Annotated in this window: 17 protein-coding genes; 15 read left to right on the forward strand and 2 right to left on the reverse strand. The window is 50.0% G+C overall.

Annotation, left to right across the window (positions count from 1 at the left end; genetic code table 11):
- The first annotated feature begins 16 nt into the window (after positions 1 to 16).
- From DVG79_RS10025 to DVG79_RS10060, 8 genes are read left to right on the forward strand one after another with little or no spacing between them, the layout of a single operon-like run.
- Positions 17 to 1,198 carry a hypothetical protein gene (locus DVG79_RS10025; protein ID WP_114596602.1) on the forward strand — a complete coding sequence of 394 codons (1,182 nt, stop codon included), beginning with the start codon at positions 17 to 19 and terminating at the stop codon, positions 1,196 to 1,198.
- A 25-nt stretch (positions 1,199 to 1,223) separates the two neighbouring features.
- A complete protein-coding gene (locus DVG79_RS10030; protein ID WP_114596603.1) occupies positions 1,224 to 2,144 on the forward strand; it encodes an NAD-dependent epimerase/dehydratase family protein in 921 nt (306 codons plus the stop codon).
- Complete coding sequence (locus DVG79_RS10035; protein WP_114596604.1) at positions 2,123 to 2,980, forward strand: lysylphosphatidylglycerol synthase transmembrane domain-containing protein; 858 nt, start codon at positions 2,123 to 2,125, stop codon at positions 2,978 to 2,980. Before DVG79_RS10030 ends, DVG79_RS10035 begins: the two co-directional genes overlap by 22 nt.
- 5 nt (positions 2,981 to 2,985) lie before the next feature.
- Positions 2,986 to 4,419 (forward strand): alkaline phosphatase family protein, encoded by a 1,434-nt coding sequence (locus DVG79_RS10040; RefSeq protein ID WP_114596605.1) that lies wholly within the window; start codon positions 2,986 to 2,988, stop codon positions 4,417 to 4,419.
- The gene (locus DVG79_RS10045) at positions 4,416 to 5,147 is read left to right on the forward strand and encodes a glycosyltransferase family 2 protein (protein WP_114596606.1); all 732 of its coding nucleotides are present in this window, start codon (positions 4,416 to 4,418) and stop codon (positions 5,145 to 5,147) included. The genes DVG79_RS10040 and DVG79_RS10045 overlap by 4 nt, the downstream gene beginning before the upstream one ends.
- A complete protein-coding gene (locus DVG79_RS10050; RefSeq protein WP_026827221.1) occupies positions 5,144 to 5,881 on the forward strand; it encodes a hypothetical protein in 738 nt (245 codons plus the stop codon). Before DVG79_RS10045 ends, DVG79_RS10050 begins: the two co-directional genes overlap by 4 nt.
- A 12-nt stretch (positions 5,882 to 5,893) precedes the next feature.
- Positions 5,894 to 6,811 carry an FTR1 family iron permease gene (locus tag DVG79_RS10055; RefSeq protein ID WP_114596607.1) on the forward strand — a complete coding sequence of 306 codons (918 nt, stop codon included), beginning with the start codon at positions 5,894 to 5,896 and terminating at the stop codon, positions 6,809 to 6,811.
- Positions 6,721 to 8,205 (forward strand): hypothetical protein, encoded by a 1,485-nt coding sequence (locus DVG79_RS10060; RefSeq protein WP_233494584.1) that lies wholly within the window; start codon positions 6,721 to 6,723, stop codon positions 8,203 to 8,205. The genes DVG79_RS10055 and DVG79_RS10060 overlap by 91 nt, the downstream gene beginning before the upstream one ends.
- A 296-nt stretch (positions 8,206 to 8,501) precedes the next feature.
- On the opposite strand, the gene DVG79_RS10065 is transcribed toward DVG79_RS10060, so the two are convergent.
- Both DVG79_RS10065 and DVG79_RS10070 read right to left on the reverse strand, forming a co-directional pair.
- Complete coding sequence (locus DVG79_RS10065; RefSeq protein WP_114596609.1) at positions 8,502 to 9,062, reverse strand: GNAT family N-acetyltransferase; 561 nt, start codon at positions 9,060 to 9,062, stop codon at positions 8,502 to 8,504.
- 76 nt (positions 9,063 to 9,138) lie between these two features.
- Complete coding sequence (locus tag DVG79_RS10070; protein WP_114596610.1) at positions 9,139 to 9,750, reverse strand: YitT family protein; 612 nt, start codon at positions 9,748 to 9,750, stop codon at positions 9,139 to 9,141.
- Between the two features lie 419 nt (positions 9,751 to 10,169).
- Here DVG79_RS10070 and DVG79_RS10075 point away from each other — a divergent pair, with 419 nt between their 5' ends.
- The 7 genes from DVG79_RS10075 (at position 10,170) to DVG79_RS10105 (ending at position 17,427) form a co-directional block, all read left to right on the forward strand.
- The gene (locus DVG79_RS10075; RefSeq protein WP_114596611.1) at positions 10,170 to 11,522 is read left to right on the forward strand and encodes an FAD-dependent oxidoreductase; all 1,353 of its coding nucleotides are present in this window, start codon (positions 10,170 to 10,172) and stop codon (positions 11,520 to 11,522) included.
- Positions 11,523 to 11,749: 227 nt separating this feature from the next.
- Positions 11,750 to 12,634, forward strand: coding sequence for an SDR family oxidoreductase (locus DVG79_RS10080; RefSeq protein ID WP_114596612.1), 885 nt, complete (start codon positions 11,750 to 11,752; stop codon positions 12,632 to 12,634).
- Between the two features lie 120 nt (positions 12,635 to 12,754).
- Positions 12,755 to 13,306, forward strand: a complete 552-nt coding sequence (locus DVG79_RS10085; protein ID WP_114596613.1) for a maltose acetyltransferase domain-containing protein — start codon at positions 12,755 to 12,757, stop codon at positions 13,304 to 13,306.
- Between the two features lie 99 nt (positions 13,307 to 13,405).
- A complete protein-coding gene (locus DVG79_RS10090) occupies positions 13,406 to 14,311 on the forward strand; it encodes a hypothetical protein (protein ID WP_114596614.1) in 906 nt (301 codons plus the stop codon).
- An 11-nt stretch (positions 14,312 to 14,322) separates the two neighbouring features.
- A complete protein-coding gene (locus DVG79_RS10095; protein ID WP_012371705.1) occupies positions 14,323 to 15,006 on the forward strand; it encodes a response regulator transcription factor in 684 nt (227 codons plus the stop codon).
- Entirely contained in the window at positions 15,003 to 16,268 is a 1,266-nt protein-coding gene (locus DVG79_RS10100; RefSeq protein ID WP_114596615.1) for a sensor histidine kinase, read from the forward strand. Before DVG79_RS10095 ends, DVG79_RS10100 begins: the two co-directional genes overlap by 4 nt.
- 79 nt (positions 16,269 to 16,347) lie before the next feature.
- Entirely contained in the window at positions 16,348 to 17,427 is a 1,080-nt protein-coding gene (locus DVG79_RS10105; protein ID WP_114596616.1) for a site-2 protease family protein, read from the forward strand.
- The last annotated feature ends 30 nt before the right edge of the window (positions 17,428 to 17,457 follow it).

A 17,457-nucleotide genomic window follows, 5' to 3' on the forward strand; every position in this document is an offset into this window, starting at 1 on the left:
TCTGGGGGAATAGATTATGAAAAAACGCTTAAAAGTAGCATCACTCTTTATGACTGCAGGACTGCTTGCGGCCTGTGGAAACAGCGAAGAAACGACGACGGCTCCTAAAAAAGAAAAAACGGAGCAAACATCTGAGACGAAAACAAACGCTGGTATCGCCGCTACGACCTTAAAAGATGAACTGACAATCTTCAGCTCCATCAAAGCGGAACTCGACAAAGCAAAAGAAGGTCAAGCAATTGACTGGAAAATGGTTCAAACGAGCTATGACTCGAAATTAAAAGGCGGCGTCACGACAGCTGCTCCTGAGATCGATGAGGTCATCAGTTCCGCATTAGCAGGTGTCGAATCTAAAGATCTCGATGAGAATGTCGCCCGTCAACTCGTGGACAAAGGCATTCAGTCTTATTTCTATAAACTTCAAAAATCAACACAAGCGACAGCGGAAGAAGCCGTTAAAGCCGGAAAAACGGACGAAGCGACAGCTGCACTCAACGACATTCAAGATATGTCAGAGACAGTCTTCATTCCGACGGCTGAAAAACGGGATGCCAGTTACGGCTTCAAAAACGAAGACTCGATCGCTCAAGCCATCAACTCCGGATTGACAGCGCAGGAAGAAGCGATTACGGCAAAAAACATCGCTGATTTTAATGTCGCGAAACAATTGACGGATAAATCGATTTACCGGTCGTTCTATCTCGCTGCTCTCGGTTACGCTCAAAAAATCGAAGACGGTGTCAAAGCCGGCACAGACGAAAAAGAATTGCAGATGGAACAAGCTGAAGGATACGGATTCCTGCTGGCCATCGAAGAATCACTTGCCGGCGGCGATGAAGAAGCCGTCGCTACATTAAAAGAACGCTATGATTTCTCAAAAACAAAACCGGCAGACGTTAAGTTCAAAGAAATCGAGAGCTTGTTCGCCAAAGCACTAACGGAAAAGATTGACGGCTACCACGAAGAAACACAAGAAGCACTCGAGAAAAAAGATATCGATACAGCACGCGTCGAAGCGATGGAAGCTAACATGTTCGTCATTGCCATGAAACCGACACTCGAAAATCGTTTAGGCAAAGAAACAGCACAAACAGTTTTGGCAGATGCGAGTGCCTGGTATGCTCTTGTCGAAAAAGGTGATCTGAAGGCAGAAAAAACAGGTGATCAGATCACTGACGCGTTAGAGCCGCTCAACTAATCGTTTAAAATCGGAGGAATGCGCTATGCAAATCGGAATTACAGGAGGAGCCGGCTTTATCGGGGCGGCGCTTGCACTACGGCTTCAAGCAAGCGGCCACACCGTCTATGTCATCGATGCGTTTACCGACTATTATGATGTCGAATTGAAGCTGACAAGGGCAAAACAGTTACAGGCTAACGGAATTGACGTCTTTGACGGCAACGTCCACGAAGATTTGGCAACGTGGTGTGCCAACCACTCGTTTGCCGCCCTGTTTCATTTAGCAGCATTGCCGGGTGTCCCGGGTTCTTTAACTGAACCCCATCGCTACATCGAAGATGACATCGCGATGACGGTGACTGTCCTCGAAACAGCTCGAACCCACGGTATTCCGCATGTCTTTTTTGCTTCCTCCTCTTCCGTTTACGGTGAACAGACCGGCGCCTTGCTTGAACATCAAGCGACGGGAAATGTGATGAGTCCTTACGCAGCAGCTAAGTACAGTGCGGAAACGTTTTGCCGGACCTATCAAAATCTGTATGACCTGAATATGACGATCTTCCGATTTTTCACGGTATATGGTCCGTCCGGTCGACCGGATATGGCGTTGTTTCGCTTCATTGAACAAGCACTGGACGGTCAAGCGATTACCGTTTTCGGCGATCCGGTCCGTGACTTCACCTATATCGATGACATCACCCGGGGCATGGAACAGGCGCTTGACGCCAACGCGACCGGCCTCTTCAATCTCGGTGCCAATCGTCCGGAATCGGTTCGCGATATCGCCATGTTACTCGGTGAACGGTTTAACGTCCCGGTCATTTCGGCACCGGCACGGACAGGCGATGTCTCGATGACTTGGAGTAATACCGAGGCGGCCCGGCAGACGTTTGGTTACGTTCCTTCCTTTACGCTCGCTGATGGAATCGAACGGATGATCACATGGCATCTCGAACGTCGGTGATCCGTGGAGTTGCGAGCGTCTTCTTGACGTTGGCAACTCTTTTTTTACTTCTGCGATTCGGCTTGGAACTGCCGACTGCCTGGCGCTATATCCAAACATTGACGACTTCTTACTGGACACCGGCCGCAACGGTCAGCTACGCACTTGCTTTTTATGTCCGGGCGATTGCCTGGCGGACAGCTGACGAAAAAACGGCTCCGACAGCCGTCTATCTGACGAGTCTCTACATCGGACTGGCTGTTAATCATCTGTCCCCCGTCAAGCTTGGGGAAGCGGTCCGCTTGTTGACAGCCCGTGCCATTGGCAGTCCTCTCAAACGGACGACCGCCATTTTGGTCGCCCAACGCGGGATCGACCTATCCGTACTCGGTCTTTTCGTGGCGGCCGGGGTATTATTAGGACAAACCGTTTGGGTCGCTGCCTTGGCACTCTCAGGAGGTCTCGTCCTCTTACTGCTCGTTCGCAGATTCATCCAAGCGATGCCGGTATTGATCGGATACGGTCTGCTCTCCTGGATTTTTGAAGCCGTTGCCGTCGCTTGTCTTTTCGAAGGCGCCGAAGTGACCGTTCCATTTCCCATCATTCTCGTCGCGATGGGCGCCGGGGTCCTGTCCGGCATCGCCCAATTCACGCCGGGCGGGCTCGGGACATACGAACTTGCCATGGGAACCGTCCTGCATCTGTCGGGTGTTCCGAATCCGTATGAGCTTGCCTTGATGACCCATCTCTTTAAATACGCGTTTGCGTTTTTAGCGCCGGTTTATGTACTCATCCGTCATTTTAAGACGGTTCACTTACTGTTTACCCAGTTCAAGAAGCACAACACGAAAGGATGACCTGCATGAAAAGTGCTTCCCGCTTTGAAAAAGTTGCCGCACGGATGTGGAACTTACTGAATGAAGGGAAACCCTTCACACCGATTTTTACACTGGGTGTTTTCCTGAGCTACACGCTTTTAGTTCAAGGTTCACTCAGCGGTGCCGGCTTCGGTTTCCTCGTGACACTGCCGTTGCTCGTTTTATATTGGAAGTTTGATTTCCCGTTATTTTTACGGAACTATCTTTGGCTGCCGTTGATTGTCTGGCTGTTTATAGAAGGAACGGATTCCCGTCTGCTCCCGTTATTCGCGTACGGTGCCGGTCTCTACTTCTTCTTTACCGTCTTTTTCTGGGGGACGATTTACTACCATCTCCGGATCGGAACGGACTGGCTCAACTTCACGCGTTTTTGGAAACTCGTGCTGAAAAACAGTGACTCGACCAGCGGAAACGCCCAGGAACAACTGCCGAAAGTCGGATTGTTGCTTGCCTATTGGCAAACGGCTTCAATCGAACAGACGCTTGACTGGTCTTATCTCTGGTTCCCGCTCGGACTGTTCGTTTTCGCTTGGATCCTGCATCATTATCTGTTTGATTGGAAACCGAAATTACCGACGGAGTCGACCGTCGATGCACCGGTTCCCGCTTCGTCGAAAGTCTATGTCCTGATTGTCGACGGCATGCGGAAAGATCGTTATATGGCAGCAGACACTCCTTTCCTTGAGCGATTGCGCCAGGAAGGAACGGAGTATACGAACATGGAGACGGTCTATCCGGCCCGGACCGTCGTCTGCTTCAGCTCGATGTTCACAGGCGCCCGTCCGGAAGAACACGGAATCCATTCGAACATGGTCTGGAACACGACCGGTGTCAAAACGGACACGGCCTTCAATCGACTGCGTGACGTCGGCAAGACCGGTAAGATTCTCGGTATCGCCCATCTCGTCGATGCGTTCGGTTCTAAAGACGTTCATACCGTGACAGCCGTCATGCATAATGATGTCGCGGACCGCAACATCATCGACCGAGCCAAACAGATCGTCCGGGACGAAGATCCGGATTTACTGGCGATTCAATTGATTGGAACCGATCAGACCGGTCACAGCCGTGGCACCCTGTATTCCGAATACGTTCAGAAAATCGAAGAAGCCGATGCCTTACTAGCTGAATTTTGTGAAGAACTGGACCGGCTTGGTAAGCTCGACGATGCAACACTGATTGTCATGGCGGATCACGGACAAGCCGATGGGATCGGCGGTCATGGTCATCTCGATGAAGGCGAACGGTTTGTTCCGTTTTGGATGTACGGCAAACATGTCCATGCCGGTCTGAAGGTTGATACACACCGGCATATCCTGTCACTTGGACCAACGATTACGAAGTTGCTTGGTGCTGATATCCCGCACGACAGCCGCGGTGTCTTACTGACGGAAGCCTTTAAGGAGGAATCCTCATGAAAAAAATCGTTGTCTTTCTTCCGGCCCATAACGAAAAAGTTTCCTTGCCGCTTGTCTTAAAACGGATTCCGGCTGAAATCGATGGACTGCCTGTCGAGACGATCGTCATCGACGATGGATCTACTGATGAGACGTCCGAGATTGCCCGGCAACACGGAGCCCATGTTTATCGTTTTCCTAAAAATCGCGGGCTCGGAGCTGCCGTTCGGGAAGGACTGCTCCGGTCCTACGCCCATGGTGCGACTGTCGCCGTCATGATTGACGCCGATAATGAATACCCGGCGGATCAGATTCCCGACGTCGTCCGACCGATTCTTCTCGATGAGGCCGACTACGTGTTTGGTTCCCGTTTTCTCGGAACCATCGACGGGATGCGCTTGTACCGCTATATCGGCAATCATGTCTTTACCTGGTTACAGTGTCTGTTGCTGAAACAGCGGATTTATGACGGACAAAGCGGGATGCGTGCCTTTTCCCGGGCGGCGTGTAAACACGCGGAAATCATCCACGACTACAACTACGCTCAAGTGCTGACACTGAACCTTGTCCGGAAAGGGTTCCGGCTACAGGAAGTCCCGATTCGTTACCGTGTGCGCGAAGCCGGAAAATCCTTTATTCGCTTTAACTATATCCAGCGCGTCCTCCCTGCGATTTACCGGGAATGGCGTCGCCCGATCGTCCCACTGTCGTCTGAAGAACGTTTTGAACGAAAGGAGCATCTTGGATGAGAAAACCGCTTTTCATCACCGTCATCGCCTTCTTGTTCCTGCTCACTACACCGTTGCCGGCATTCGCCTACAGCTACGGCGATCCAGGAAAAGAAGCTTTTGCGGAAGCTTATAAACAGTTTGAAGAACAGCTTGACCAAAAGGACTACACGTTAGCCAAAGAAACCATCGATGCCTACGATAAGGAATTTACGCTCTACTTCCCGGAAGCAAAAGAAAAAATCGATGCGTCGTTAGCCAAGGAAGATGCTGATGCCGCCAAGCAAGCCTACCGGGTCGCTTTGCGTCAAAACATCGAACGTCGTCTGCACTTCGCGCAGGAACAATTCGATGACTTCGGACAGGCCAAGTTGTTGCTCGCGAAGGCACGCGGCACATACGATGTGCTCGCTCCTTACGTCAAGGAAAGTGAGGGTGCAAAGACAAGTGATTCATTGTATACTGCTTTTGATGATTCACTTGCGGCGCTTGGAAACCCCGGTTTGTTTGGAGTCGGGAAAAAAGCAAGCGATCGAAAAACATTTGATCAAAACATTAAACAGATTGAAGATACCGTCACCCCGCTGTTCGTTTTGCCAGGTGAAGAGAAGACGGGTGTCTTCGATGAAGAGGACTCGATTTTCGGTCAGTCTTTCGGAACGGATGATATTTGGAAAACGGTCGCCATCAGTCTTGTCATCATCTTAATCGTCATCGTCATCATCGGTCAGCGTAAGAAACGACGCGCTCAATAAGGAGGAAGACACATGGATTTTCAGGCGTTTTTAATCACCCTTCGCGAATGTCTCGAAGCCGTCTTGATCGTCGGCTTGATTCTCGGTTATCTCGATCGGCTCAATGCACCACAATATAAAAAATGGGTCTACGCCGGTGTTGGACTTGCCTTACTCGCGAGTTTAGGTGTCGCCTTCCTGTTCCAGGTCGTCTTTACGAGTTTCGCAAGCTTCGGCAGCGATACGTATTTACGTCTTGGGATCATGATCATCTCGGTTTTCCTCTTGACGCACATGGTGCTTTGGATGGGCAAGGAGGCGAAAGAGAACCAGCAGGCCTCACAGGCGAAAGTCGCGGCTGCCGTCTCGACCGGCAGTGCGATTACGATGATCGTCCATTCGTTCCTCGTCATCGTCCGGGAAGGGATCGAAACGGTTTTCTTCTTCGCAGCGATTTCCGGCGGTGAAATCGAAAAAGTCCTGACGAGCTACGGTGCCGTCTCCGGTCTCCTGCTCGCCTTGATTTTCGGTTACCTGTTCGTTTCCGGGACGATGAAGATTCCCGTCAAGCGCTTTTTCCAAGTGACCGGCGTCTTGATTTTATTCATTGCAGCGGGCATGCTTGTGCAAACGATTGGGCGGTTCCAGGATCTCGGCTTGCTCGGCAGTCTGTTGACGAATGCAGATGGAACACCGGCTGCGCTTTATAATATCGTTGCTTTCATGCCGGAACACTATATCGATCAAGTCCAGTATTTACGGGACACCGGCAATACGACTTTGATCAGCGGTCAAATCGGAACATTCATGGGGGCGATGTTCGGCTACAGCCACAACCCATCCATCGAGCAGGTCATCGCGTGGTGGGGATATTTCGCTTTCGCCGGCTTCATGTTGATGCGTCAAAATCGCGCGCCAAAAACCGTCAAGAAACTGAAGGAGGTCTCGTGACGGTTCGCAGCGGTCATCCACAACAACGTGGACGATCGCTTTTTTTCATGTGTGTCGCTCTGATCTTCGTGTGCACCGCCGGACGCCTTTATCTGGTCAGCCCGTTTGTCGCAAGCTACGACATCGCCAACTTCACGTTAGCAGTCGGACAGTATGACTTGGCGAATTTACAGCCACATTTCCCCGGGTACCCGTTTTTCATCTTACTCGCGACCGGTCTCGCACGACTCGGGCTTGAACCTGTCCGTGCCCTTGGAATCGTCTCGATGCTTGGCTTCACGAGCGGACTGGTTCCGCTGTACCTGCTGTTCAAACGCAGACGATTCGATACGGTTCGTCTGCTGGCTGCTTTTACGGTCGTGTCGACGGCTTCCCTTGTCGTCTTGTCCGCAACCGGGATGTCGGACGGTCTCGCCCTTGGTGTTCTTTGTTGGTTCGTCTGGAGTGTCGAACGCGCACGGCAGGGGCAGTTCCGTCTTTTACCGTACCTCTTGTTTGGTCTGCTGATGGCGACCCGGCTGTCGTATGCTCTCTTTGGAATCATCCTCTTGTTTTTACTGTGGCAGTCACGTCGTGATGCATGGCAATTTGTATCGGAAACCGCCGTTCTCCTGCTTGCTCAGCTCGCCTGGTTGTTGCCGGTCGCCTTCTCTGTCGGCGGACCAGCCTCCTTTGCTCAGTTGTCGCTCAGTTTCGTGACAGGTCATTTTTCGGACTGGGGAGGGACGGCACAAACGGATCAAGCCTCGCTGCTCGAACGACTTGGATTAACAATCAAACAAATGATATGGCATGGTCTTGGATTTGCCACTTGGATTGGTCTCGGATCGGGATTGTTCTTGTTTTGCCAACGTTTCCGTTCGTTCCCTCTCTGGTGGAGTGTTACCGGAACCGGTTATTTTCTTTGGGTCTGGTTTGCGCAAAATATCGACAAGCCGCGGCATGTCTTACCACTCGTCTTACTGCTTGTGATTTTACTCGTCCGCCATCTGTCGGTCCGTTGGCTCGTTCCGTTTTTATGTATTCAATTGCTGATCGGAAGTATCGCTTTGTATCAACAAGCGACTAGTACACCGGCTACGATTCAGCTGGCGGAAGCCATTACCGGTTTACCGGCGTCCGCGACCATCTTTACGGATGAAGAAGAACGTCAATTTTTGATGGCACGTCCTGACGCTATGATTGTCCCGATTGGATCCGTCAGCAAATGGCGGGCGGAACCAAAATCACAGGAGGTCTATCTGACAGGACGATTGCTCAAACGCTTACGGGCGGCAGATGTACCAATCGAAGTGACGGAAGTTTTCCGCTTTACGAGTGACCCCCGGTTCGAACCGGAAGATGCGGAAGCGCGGTTGTACCGGTTAAAATTGAATGAAGAAGCACTGAGATAAAAGATTCGTTTTCCCGTGCTTTCCTCGGGCGAGTCGCAAGCCGCGGCTTCTTGACCTACTGATCAAGGAGCCGGGTCTCGCTTGACTCTGACAGCGCGTTAACACACGCTTTTTCCCGTAGGAGTCACGGTCAACGAATCTTGATTTCCTCCACAGATGCTCGATGTGTACTTGTTGTTCTTTCGAAACGCAGCGTTGAGAAGCAAGACGAAGTCTCCTGCGGGAAAAGCGGAAAGTGAAGTCTTATCTGCGTATAAACGAATCTTGAACCGGATTCGAAGTACTTTCCTCGTCATTCAAGTTGAATACGGTCGTTCCATATAGTCAAATTGTCCGCCACTGATTTCAATCGTCTTGACCGGTACGAATCCAAGACGTCTATACAATCGTTGCGCCCCCGTATTCGTCTGATCCGCATTTAACGTAAAGGCCCGTAATCCACGCCGTTCGCCTTCGTCCGCCGCTGCCTGCAACAGTTCAGACCCGATTCCCTTTCCACCGTATGCTGCATCAACGGATAACGTATCGAGATAAAAGACATCCCCTTCCGTCTCCTGATCAATTTGCACGTCCTGTGCTGTCCACTCGCGGAGCTGACGCTTAATCGGTTCATCCAACCGTGCTGCATCAAATCCGGCATACGTGATGACGATGCCGACGACACGTCCGTCGAGTTCTTTGACAAGGATATTCTCATGACTCAATCGGTTTCCGGTTTGTGTAACAAACAGCGCGAGCCTCTCCAAAATTAATGCCTTCTCCTGCGTTCCGGTCAGCGTCTCGGCAATTTCATGAATCGCCTGTTCAATCAATGGCGCGATTTGATCCGCGTCATCTGCAGTCGCTTGTCTGATCATTTGATTTTGCTCCTTTCTTCTTCTCTTATTATCCTAAAACAAAAACCCTCCTGATGTCAGGAGGGTTTGATTCGGTTCATTTCAACTCTGCTACTGGAATTGCTACCTCAACCGGTTCACGCGTCATCACTGAAACAACGCGCCCCGCAATTGCGACGGCAAGCAACGTATATAACGTTAAGCTCAACGGCAGATAGACGAGTGAGATGACAAGGACGACGGCATCAAGACTAAATAAAATCGTCCCGATTGATAAGCCGGTCAGCTTACTGAGGCCCATCGACAATAAATCGTCGCCTCCTGTTGCCGCGCCGCTTTTCAAGACGAGTCCGAGACCGTATCCGGTCACGATACCGCTTGCGACGGCCGCAATCAGCGTTGCCGGCCAGGCCTGTTCCGGAAAATGAAACAGATCCAGTCGGTACCACATTTCGTAAAACAGAGACAAGGCGCTTGCTGAAATCAGCGCTTCCCCGACAAACCGTTTGCCCTTAAAATAGAGTGCTCCGATAAAAAATGGTATGTCGAGTACAATCATCGAAATCGATGGATTGATGTCAAAAAAGTAGCGTCCGAGCAATGATAACCCGATAAATCCGCCTTCTGCCAAACCAAATTGTTCATTCAAGGTGTAGTAGCCAAACGCCATAAGCAGCGTTCCGGCTAAGATGGTCATAATTCGTTTCATGTGTTGTCCTCTCCCGTATCTTCCATGGGAGAGGATGTAATTGTCCCGTTTGGGTATTCATCTATTTTCGCTCTCCCTGATTTTTTTCAAGCCATTACCTTCCTGTTCAATGAAGATTGGCGGTGCTAAAAATCAGGTAAGCTGAATAGATGATCGGTCCTCTCGGTGTCCATCGGTTTCCACCCTTTCGTTTTGTTGTCCCTTTCATTATAACCCGAACTTCAGAAACTGAAACAGTTTTACACGTTTTTAACAGAAACGATACAGACAACCTCTCATTGCTCAATCATTCACATTTCGGACAAATTTATGCTCATCATTGAACAAACTACTTGAAAACAACTTTGTGAAGTAATACACTAAGGATATCAAATGAATGTGATTTTTATCACAAACAAAACAAAAAGGGGACTTTACTCATGAAAGTAGCAGTCATCGGTTGTACACACGCAGGAACAGCAGCAGTTAAAGAATTGACTTCACAGCACGAGCAATTGGATATCACCGTTTATGAACGAAACGATAACGTCTCTTTCCTTTCTTGTGGCATCGCGCTTCACGTCGGTGGCGTCGTCGAGCATGCGGAGTCGCTGTTTTATTCTTCACCGGATGAACTGGCTGAGCTTGGTGCAGACATGCGCTTAAAACATGATGTTCTCGAAATCGACAGCACGAATCAAACGATTGTTGCCAAAAACCTCGTAACAGGTGAAACCGTTTATGATACGTACGATAAATTGATCATGACAACCGGTTCATGGCCGATCATCCCGATGCTTCCCGGGATTGAACTCAATCAAATCGAGCTCTGTAAAAACTATCACCATGCGCAAACGATCATAAAAAAAGCGACAGATGCAGAGCGTATCACAGTCGTTGGTGCCGGTTATATCGGTGCTGAACTGGTCGAAGCATTTGAAGCATACGGAAAAGACGTCACGTTCATCGACAGCGCCGACCGGATCTTAAATAAATACCTGGATCGTTCATTCACCGACATCATTGAAAACGAATTGACGGATCGCGGCATTCGTTTGGAACTGAACCAGACTGTTCAAAGCTTTACAGGTGTTGACGGAAACGTCACACAAGTCGTCACGGATAAAGGAACGTTTGAAACAGATCTCGTCATTCTCTGTGTTGGTTTCCGACCAAGCACGGAACTGTTAAAAGGACAAATCGACATGTTACCGAACGGTGCCATCATCGTCGACGACTATATGCGGACAAGTAATCCGAACATCTTTGCCGCCGGTGACAGCTGTGCTGTCTACTACAATCCGGCCCGGACACACGCGTACATTCCACTCGCAACGAATGCCGTCCGCATGGGAACACTCGTCGGGAAAAACCTGCTTGCTCCGACAATCCGTTACCAAGGGACTCAAGGAACATCCGGCCTTCGCCTGTACGACTTGAATATCGCGTCAACCGGTCTGACGGAAGATGCCGCCCCATTCTTCGGTTTGGAAGTAACGAGTACGACGGTTCAGGATGCCTACCGTCCTGAGTTCATGCCGACAGCTGAAAATGTCCAATTGAAACTCGTCTATGAAACAACGACGCACCGTCTTGTCGGGGCGCAGATCATCTCAAAAGTTGATCTGACACAAGCCATGAACACGTTATCGGTGGCCATTCAAAACGACATGACGCTCGAAGAATTGGCTTTCGTCGACTTCTTCTTCCAACCGCACTACAACAAACCATGGAACTTACTGAATCAAGCAGCTTTACAAGGGATGAAAGAACTGACATCGGAACGCGTTTAATGCATTGCCTTCCCCCTCTCTCTTCAAATCGGAGTCCACACCTGTGGATTCCGATTTTTTTATTTTTCATCCGGTCGATTCCGATAATCTGTTGCGGCTGCTTTGCCCAGTCTCCTTCGACAACTGATAAAAACTTCACTCGGTTAACCAATTGACGTTTAGACGTGAAGTGACAGGGAACATACTTCTTATGCAAACGAAACCACTATCACAGGAGGAATCAATTCATGTCACAGTCTAACAATCCACTTACACAATATTTCAATGATGACTTCCCGAAACAATATCAGGAGGCGCCGGCTGTCCAGGCAAAAATGGAACCCGTTCCTGATTGTGGTGAAGAAAGCTACAAAGGATCCGGTAAATTAAAAGGTAAAAAAGCTTTGATCACAGGAGGCGATTCCGGAATCGGCCGTGCCGCTGCCATCGCTTATGCCCGTGAAGGTGCCGATGTGTTCCTCAATTATCTGCCGGAAGAACAGCAAGACGCGGAAGAAGTCAAAGCACTTGTCGAAGCAGCCGGTCAAAAGGCATACTTACTTGCCGGTGACCTCAGTGACGAAACGTTCTGTCAACAACTCGTCAAAGAAGCACACGAATCTCTTGGCGGAATTGATATTTTGGCACTCGTCGCCGGTAAACAACAAGCCGTCGAGGACATCATGGACCTGTCGACGGAGCAGCTCCGCAAAACATATGAAATCAACGTCTTTTCACTGTTCTGGGTCGTTAAAGCCGCTCTTCCGCTGTTAAAAGAAGGCGCTTCGATTATCACGACGACTTCGGTTCAGGGATATAACCCAAGTGCGAACTTACTCGATTACGCGTCAACGAAATTTGCCATCAACGGCTTTACACGCGGACTTGCGAAACAAGTCGCACCAAAAGGCATCCGCGTCAACTCGGTCGCACCGGGTCCGATTTGGACACCGCTTCAGATTTCAGGAGGACAACCAAGCGAAAACATTCCGGAATTCGGACAGGAAACACCGCTTAAACGGAGCGGCCAACCGGTCGAACTGTCGAGCGTTTATGTCTTCCTCGCTTCGGATGATGCCAGTTATGTGACGGCGCAAATTTATGGTGTCACAGGCGGAATCGAACTCGCTTAATTCAATTTTTTCAACCAGGCAGCTTTGATGGCGACATCAAGGCTGTTTTTTTATTATGAGTTGCTTCTCCGTGCCTGGTTTAGTCTAATGAAGGTATACATAGGATAGGAGATGATTCATATGACGGAAAAAGAGAAAATGATTCAAGGTCAGTTGTACTTAGCCGGTGATGCGGAACTGGTCGCTGACCGAAAGCGGGCTCAGACATTGTGCCATCAATTTAATCAACTCAGCATCAACGAGTTACCTGCCCGAAAGTCTCTCCTCCAGAAATTATTCCAAATTGAGCAGACAGATTTTTATATCGAACCGTCCTTCAAGTGTGATTACGGCTATAACATCACATTCGGTTCGCGGTTTTATGCCAACTACGATTGTGTCCTGCTCGACATTTGCCCGATTACAATCGGCGATAACTGTATGCTCGCTCCGGGCGTCCACATCTATACAGCGACGCATCCGTTAGATCCTGTCGAACGCAACAGCGGTTATGAATTCGGGAAGCCGGTCGTCATCGGGGACAACGTCTGGATTGGCGGACGTGCCGTCATCACGCCGGGTGTAACGATCGGGGACAATGCCGTCATCGCGGCCGGAAGTGTCGTCGTCAAAGATGTCGCTCCAAACACTGTCGTTGGCGGGAATCCGGCCCGTTTCATCAAACCGATTTGAATTCTCATCAAATTTTAATCTAATCCTCAGTCTCCTCTCACGTACGGTCGCTATTCTAAGAATAAGAAAAGCAGCTACCACTACGGAGGAGGAATTATCATGACAAACGAAAAACGTACGGACAAACCTAAAAAGAATATTGTAAAACGAGGGCTCGCTTCGATTGCTATCACAGGAACCGTTTTGACAGGGGCAGGTGCCTTCCTACTGTTCACCGGTCCGGGACACTCGCTCGTCAATTCAACGGTTACGACATCAGAACAAGTGGAACAGAAAGTCGAAGCGGCCTCAACAAAAGTTTCAGGTAACGTCAAACAGTCGCTTCCAAGTGCATTACAGGATGATGATCAGGAAATGGAAGGAACGTTAAAAGAAGTAACCGACAATTCTGTAACGATCACCCGTAACGGATCGGATCAATCCTATTCGTTCGCTTCATCCGCTGAAATCGAACAAGCTACGGCCGGCGATTGGATTAAACTTGAACTCAATCAGGACGGTCTTGTCCGGGAACTCGAACGGGAAGATGATCGGAATGATGACCGGGATGGTCGAGATAACGATTCATCCGACGATGACCGCAATGAAGTCACCGGTGTCGTCAAAGAGTTGTCCAATGAACAAATCGTCTTGACGCAAAACGGTTCCAATCAAGCGTACCGCTTCAGCGAGCAGGCCGAACTTGAACAGACACAAGCTGGCGATCGCGTTAAACTGGAATTGAATGCAGACGGTCTTGTCCGGGAGCTCGACCGTGAAGATGCAGATGATCGGGACGACCGGAACGATGACCGCCAAGAAGATGCTGCAGCGGAAGATCAAGACATCCGCGGTGCATTGGTCCGTGTGACGGACACACAAGTCGTCATTGAACAAAACGGTAAAAACGTGACGTTTGAACGTGCGCAAAACATGGAACAGGATAATGATGTACAGGTTGGTTCACAAGTCGAACTGGAGTTGAACGGATCTAAGCAAGTGACAGAAATCGACGAACAGTCGTAAGGAGGAAGTCTATGGCACCGACCATCTTAATCGTCGAGGACGATTCGAAAATCGCCCGCCTACTTGAACTGGAATTAAACCACGCTGGATACGCGACGCAGGTCGCCTTCAACGGTAAAGATGGCTTAGTAGCTGCTGAGAACGACATCGATCTCGTCTTACTTGACGTGATGATGCCGGAGCTCAGCGGCTTCGAGGTGCTTCGGCGGCTTCGCGGAAAAGGTAATCCGGTTCCCGTCATCTTATTGACGGCACGGGGCGAAGTGTATGACAAGGTTGCCGGTCTTGATCTCGGAGCCAATGATTATGTGACGAAACCGTTTGAAATCGAAGAATTATTGGCCCGAATCCGGGGCTTACTCCGCTTGACGACACAGGCTGCGGTCGAAACCAATCAACTTCATTATGCCGATGTCTTACTGGATTTAGACCGGCATGAAGCATTTCGTAACGACGTCCCGCTTGATTTGACACCACGCGAATTCGATTTGTTGTCTTATCTGATGGAAAACAAGGAACATGTCTTGACCCGTGAGCAAATCCTCAATCGGGTTTGGGGTTATGATTATTTCGGAGAAACGAATATCGTCGATGTCTACATCCGGTATTTACGCAAAAAAATGGACCGCAGCCAGTCTCCCCTCATTCAGACCGTTCGTGGCATCGGCTATGTCTTAAGGGAGGAGAAAGGATGAAGTTACGGACGAAACTTGCCTTATCCGTCACATTGTTCACGACCCTTTTATTGCTGTTGTCTTTTTTAGTCGTCACGTATGTCGTCCGTGATCATTTGATTGAATCCCGTTTCACCCAACTCGAGCAGGCCGAGGAGCTGATGGAAGATGATTCCTCGACCCGGGCCTTGTTGACGTTGCATGAAGATTCCGTCGTCCTGTCCCGTGACGACGGACGCTGGATCATCGCGAACGATGAAGACGACGACGATTCCGCGACGGTCAACGGCGATGTCCGGGCACGCGATCTCCCCGGCATTCCGACAAACCGCGACGAACCATTCAAATCCGGTAACTGGTTTGGCGTCGTCCATCAGGATCAAGCTTATCTGTTTGAAGACGATACGGTGGATGATACGGTCTCGACGTTGATTTTCGCCTTCTCGATCGTCTTGATCATCGCCGTCATCATCGCTTTTCTCAGCAGTTTCTTCATCGCCTATCAAACGTTACGTCCACTTCGTCAACTCGGTCAGACGATGGAACGGATTTCCGACTCCGGCACACTTGAGACCGTTCCGGAACAACAAAATGATGAAATCGGACAGCTCGGAAAAGTCTTTAACCGGATGATCGGACGTGTCGATCAAACGATGGAACAGCAACGGCAGTTCGTCGCGGATGTCTCGCATGAGATGAAGACGCCGTTGACCGTCATCGAAGGGTATGCGAAACTGCTGAAGCGCTGGGGCAAGACAAATCCTGATGTCCTCGAAGAATCCATTAGTAATATCCTGAACGAAACGCACACGATGCGGAGTGGACTGATTGAACCGATGCTCGAATTATCCCGCCTCGGCTATGGTGAAACGACGACGGAGACGGTCGACTTGAAGCAGCTCGGGACGGAAGTCGCGGACCGGATGCACCATGCCTATGACACTGCTATTCCAGTCGATGCCACCGGAACCGTCACAGCGAATCATGAAGCACTTGTCCGGATTTTGACGATTTTCATCGATAATGCGATCAAATATGCCAAAGATCCGGAAATCCGTCTTCGACCGGACCGGCTCGAAGTGCTTGACCGTGGAACCTCTTTATCTGCGGAGCAGCGCAAGCGTCTGTTCGATCGGTTTTACCGGCTCGATGAAGCCCGTGACCGGTCCGGCAGCGGTCTTGGTCTGTCGATTGCTGCTGCACTGGCGGAACATCATCATCTGTCCGTCGGCAGTGAAGCTCGTCCCGGTGGCGGAAGTTGTTTTTACATCACCTTCCATTGAACACCTGAAATGAAACCTTCCCCCGTCTTTTGGCGTACACTAGAGACAGGAGTCAGATGATGAAAGAAGGTTATGAACGATGGATAAAAAACGTTGGGGAGGCTTAGCCGTCGCCGGAGCATTTTTGCTCTCAAAAGGTAAAGTGCTGCTCGCTCTCTTAAAGTTCTCTAAATTCGGTGGGACGCTAATTTCGTTCGGTATCTCGTTATTGTTTTATGCACAAATTTTTGGCGTCTGGTTTGGTGTCGGATTGCTTTATCTCCTGTTCATTCATGAGATGGGGCATCTCGCAGCAGCCAAACGGCTTGGTTTCAAGACCGGACCGGCGATTTTCGTTCCGTTCATGGGCGCTGTCATCGGAATCAAGGATACGTTCCGGACCCCGAAACAAGAAGCGATTTTGGCATATGGCGGTCCGCTTGCCGGATTACTCTCCCTCATCCCGCTTTTGATCGGATACGCCGTGACGGGAAACGATTTCTGGCTTGTCATCTTCCATTTAGGGGCCTTGCTGAACCTGTTCAACCTGTTGCCCGTCAGCCCGCTTGACGGCGGACGGATTTTAGCCGGTCTGCCGATTGTCGTCTGGGTCGCCGGTCTCGCCGCCCTGATTGCATACGGTGTGACACACTTCAGCATCATCTTGTTATTGATCGCGTTTCTCGGCGGAAGTGCCGTCTGGAAGCGATACCGTTTTGCGAAACAATACGAAGACAATAAATCGATTTTAATGTTGTACCGCGCTGCCCGTAGCCGTGTCCTGCAAGCGAAAGTCGAACAGGAACAATTGGCAGCAACGGAGACTGTGACGGACTCGACCGTCGACGAACCGGACGATGCACCCGTTTCGACCTATGATCCGATCGCCTGGTCACTCCGACACGACCTCCAGGATTTACGGAGTGCAAGTCCGGAAGAAGCGAAAAGTGCTGCCGATGACTTGCTTCGTTACCAATATGATTCGGCTAATGATTACGATGCCTTGTTGCGTCGACTGGACCAGCGGATTGAACCGTTACTCGAAGCTGAAAAATCAGTTGAATACCATCAAATGCCGAAAAAACAACAGACGATTACGTTGTTCGCTTATCTGGCTCTTGGTGCAGTTCTCTTCATCGCTTTTGAATATTCAAAAGGATATCTTCCGACGCCATCTTAACCGGTCGTGTTATGTCAAACAGGCACTTCG

Source organism: Exiguobacterium sp. RIT594, assembly GCF_003339585.1.
Taxonomy (GTDB): domain Bacteria; phylum Bacillota; class Bacilli; order Exiguobacteriales; family Exiguobacteriaceae; genus Exiguobacterium_A.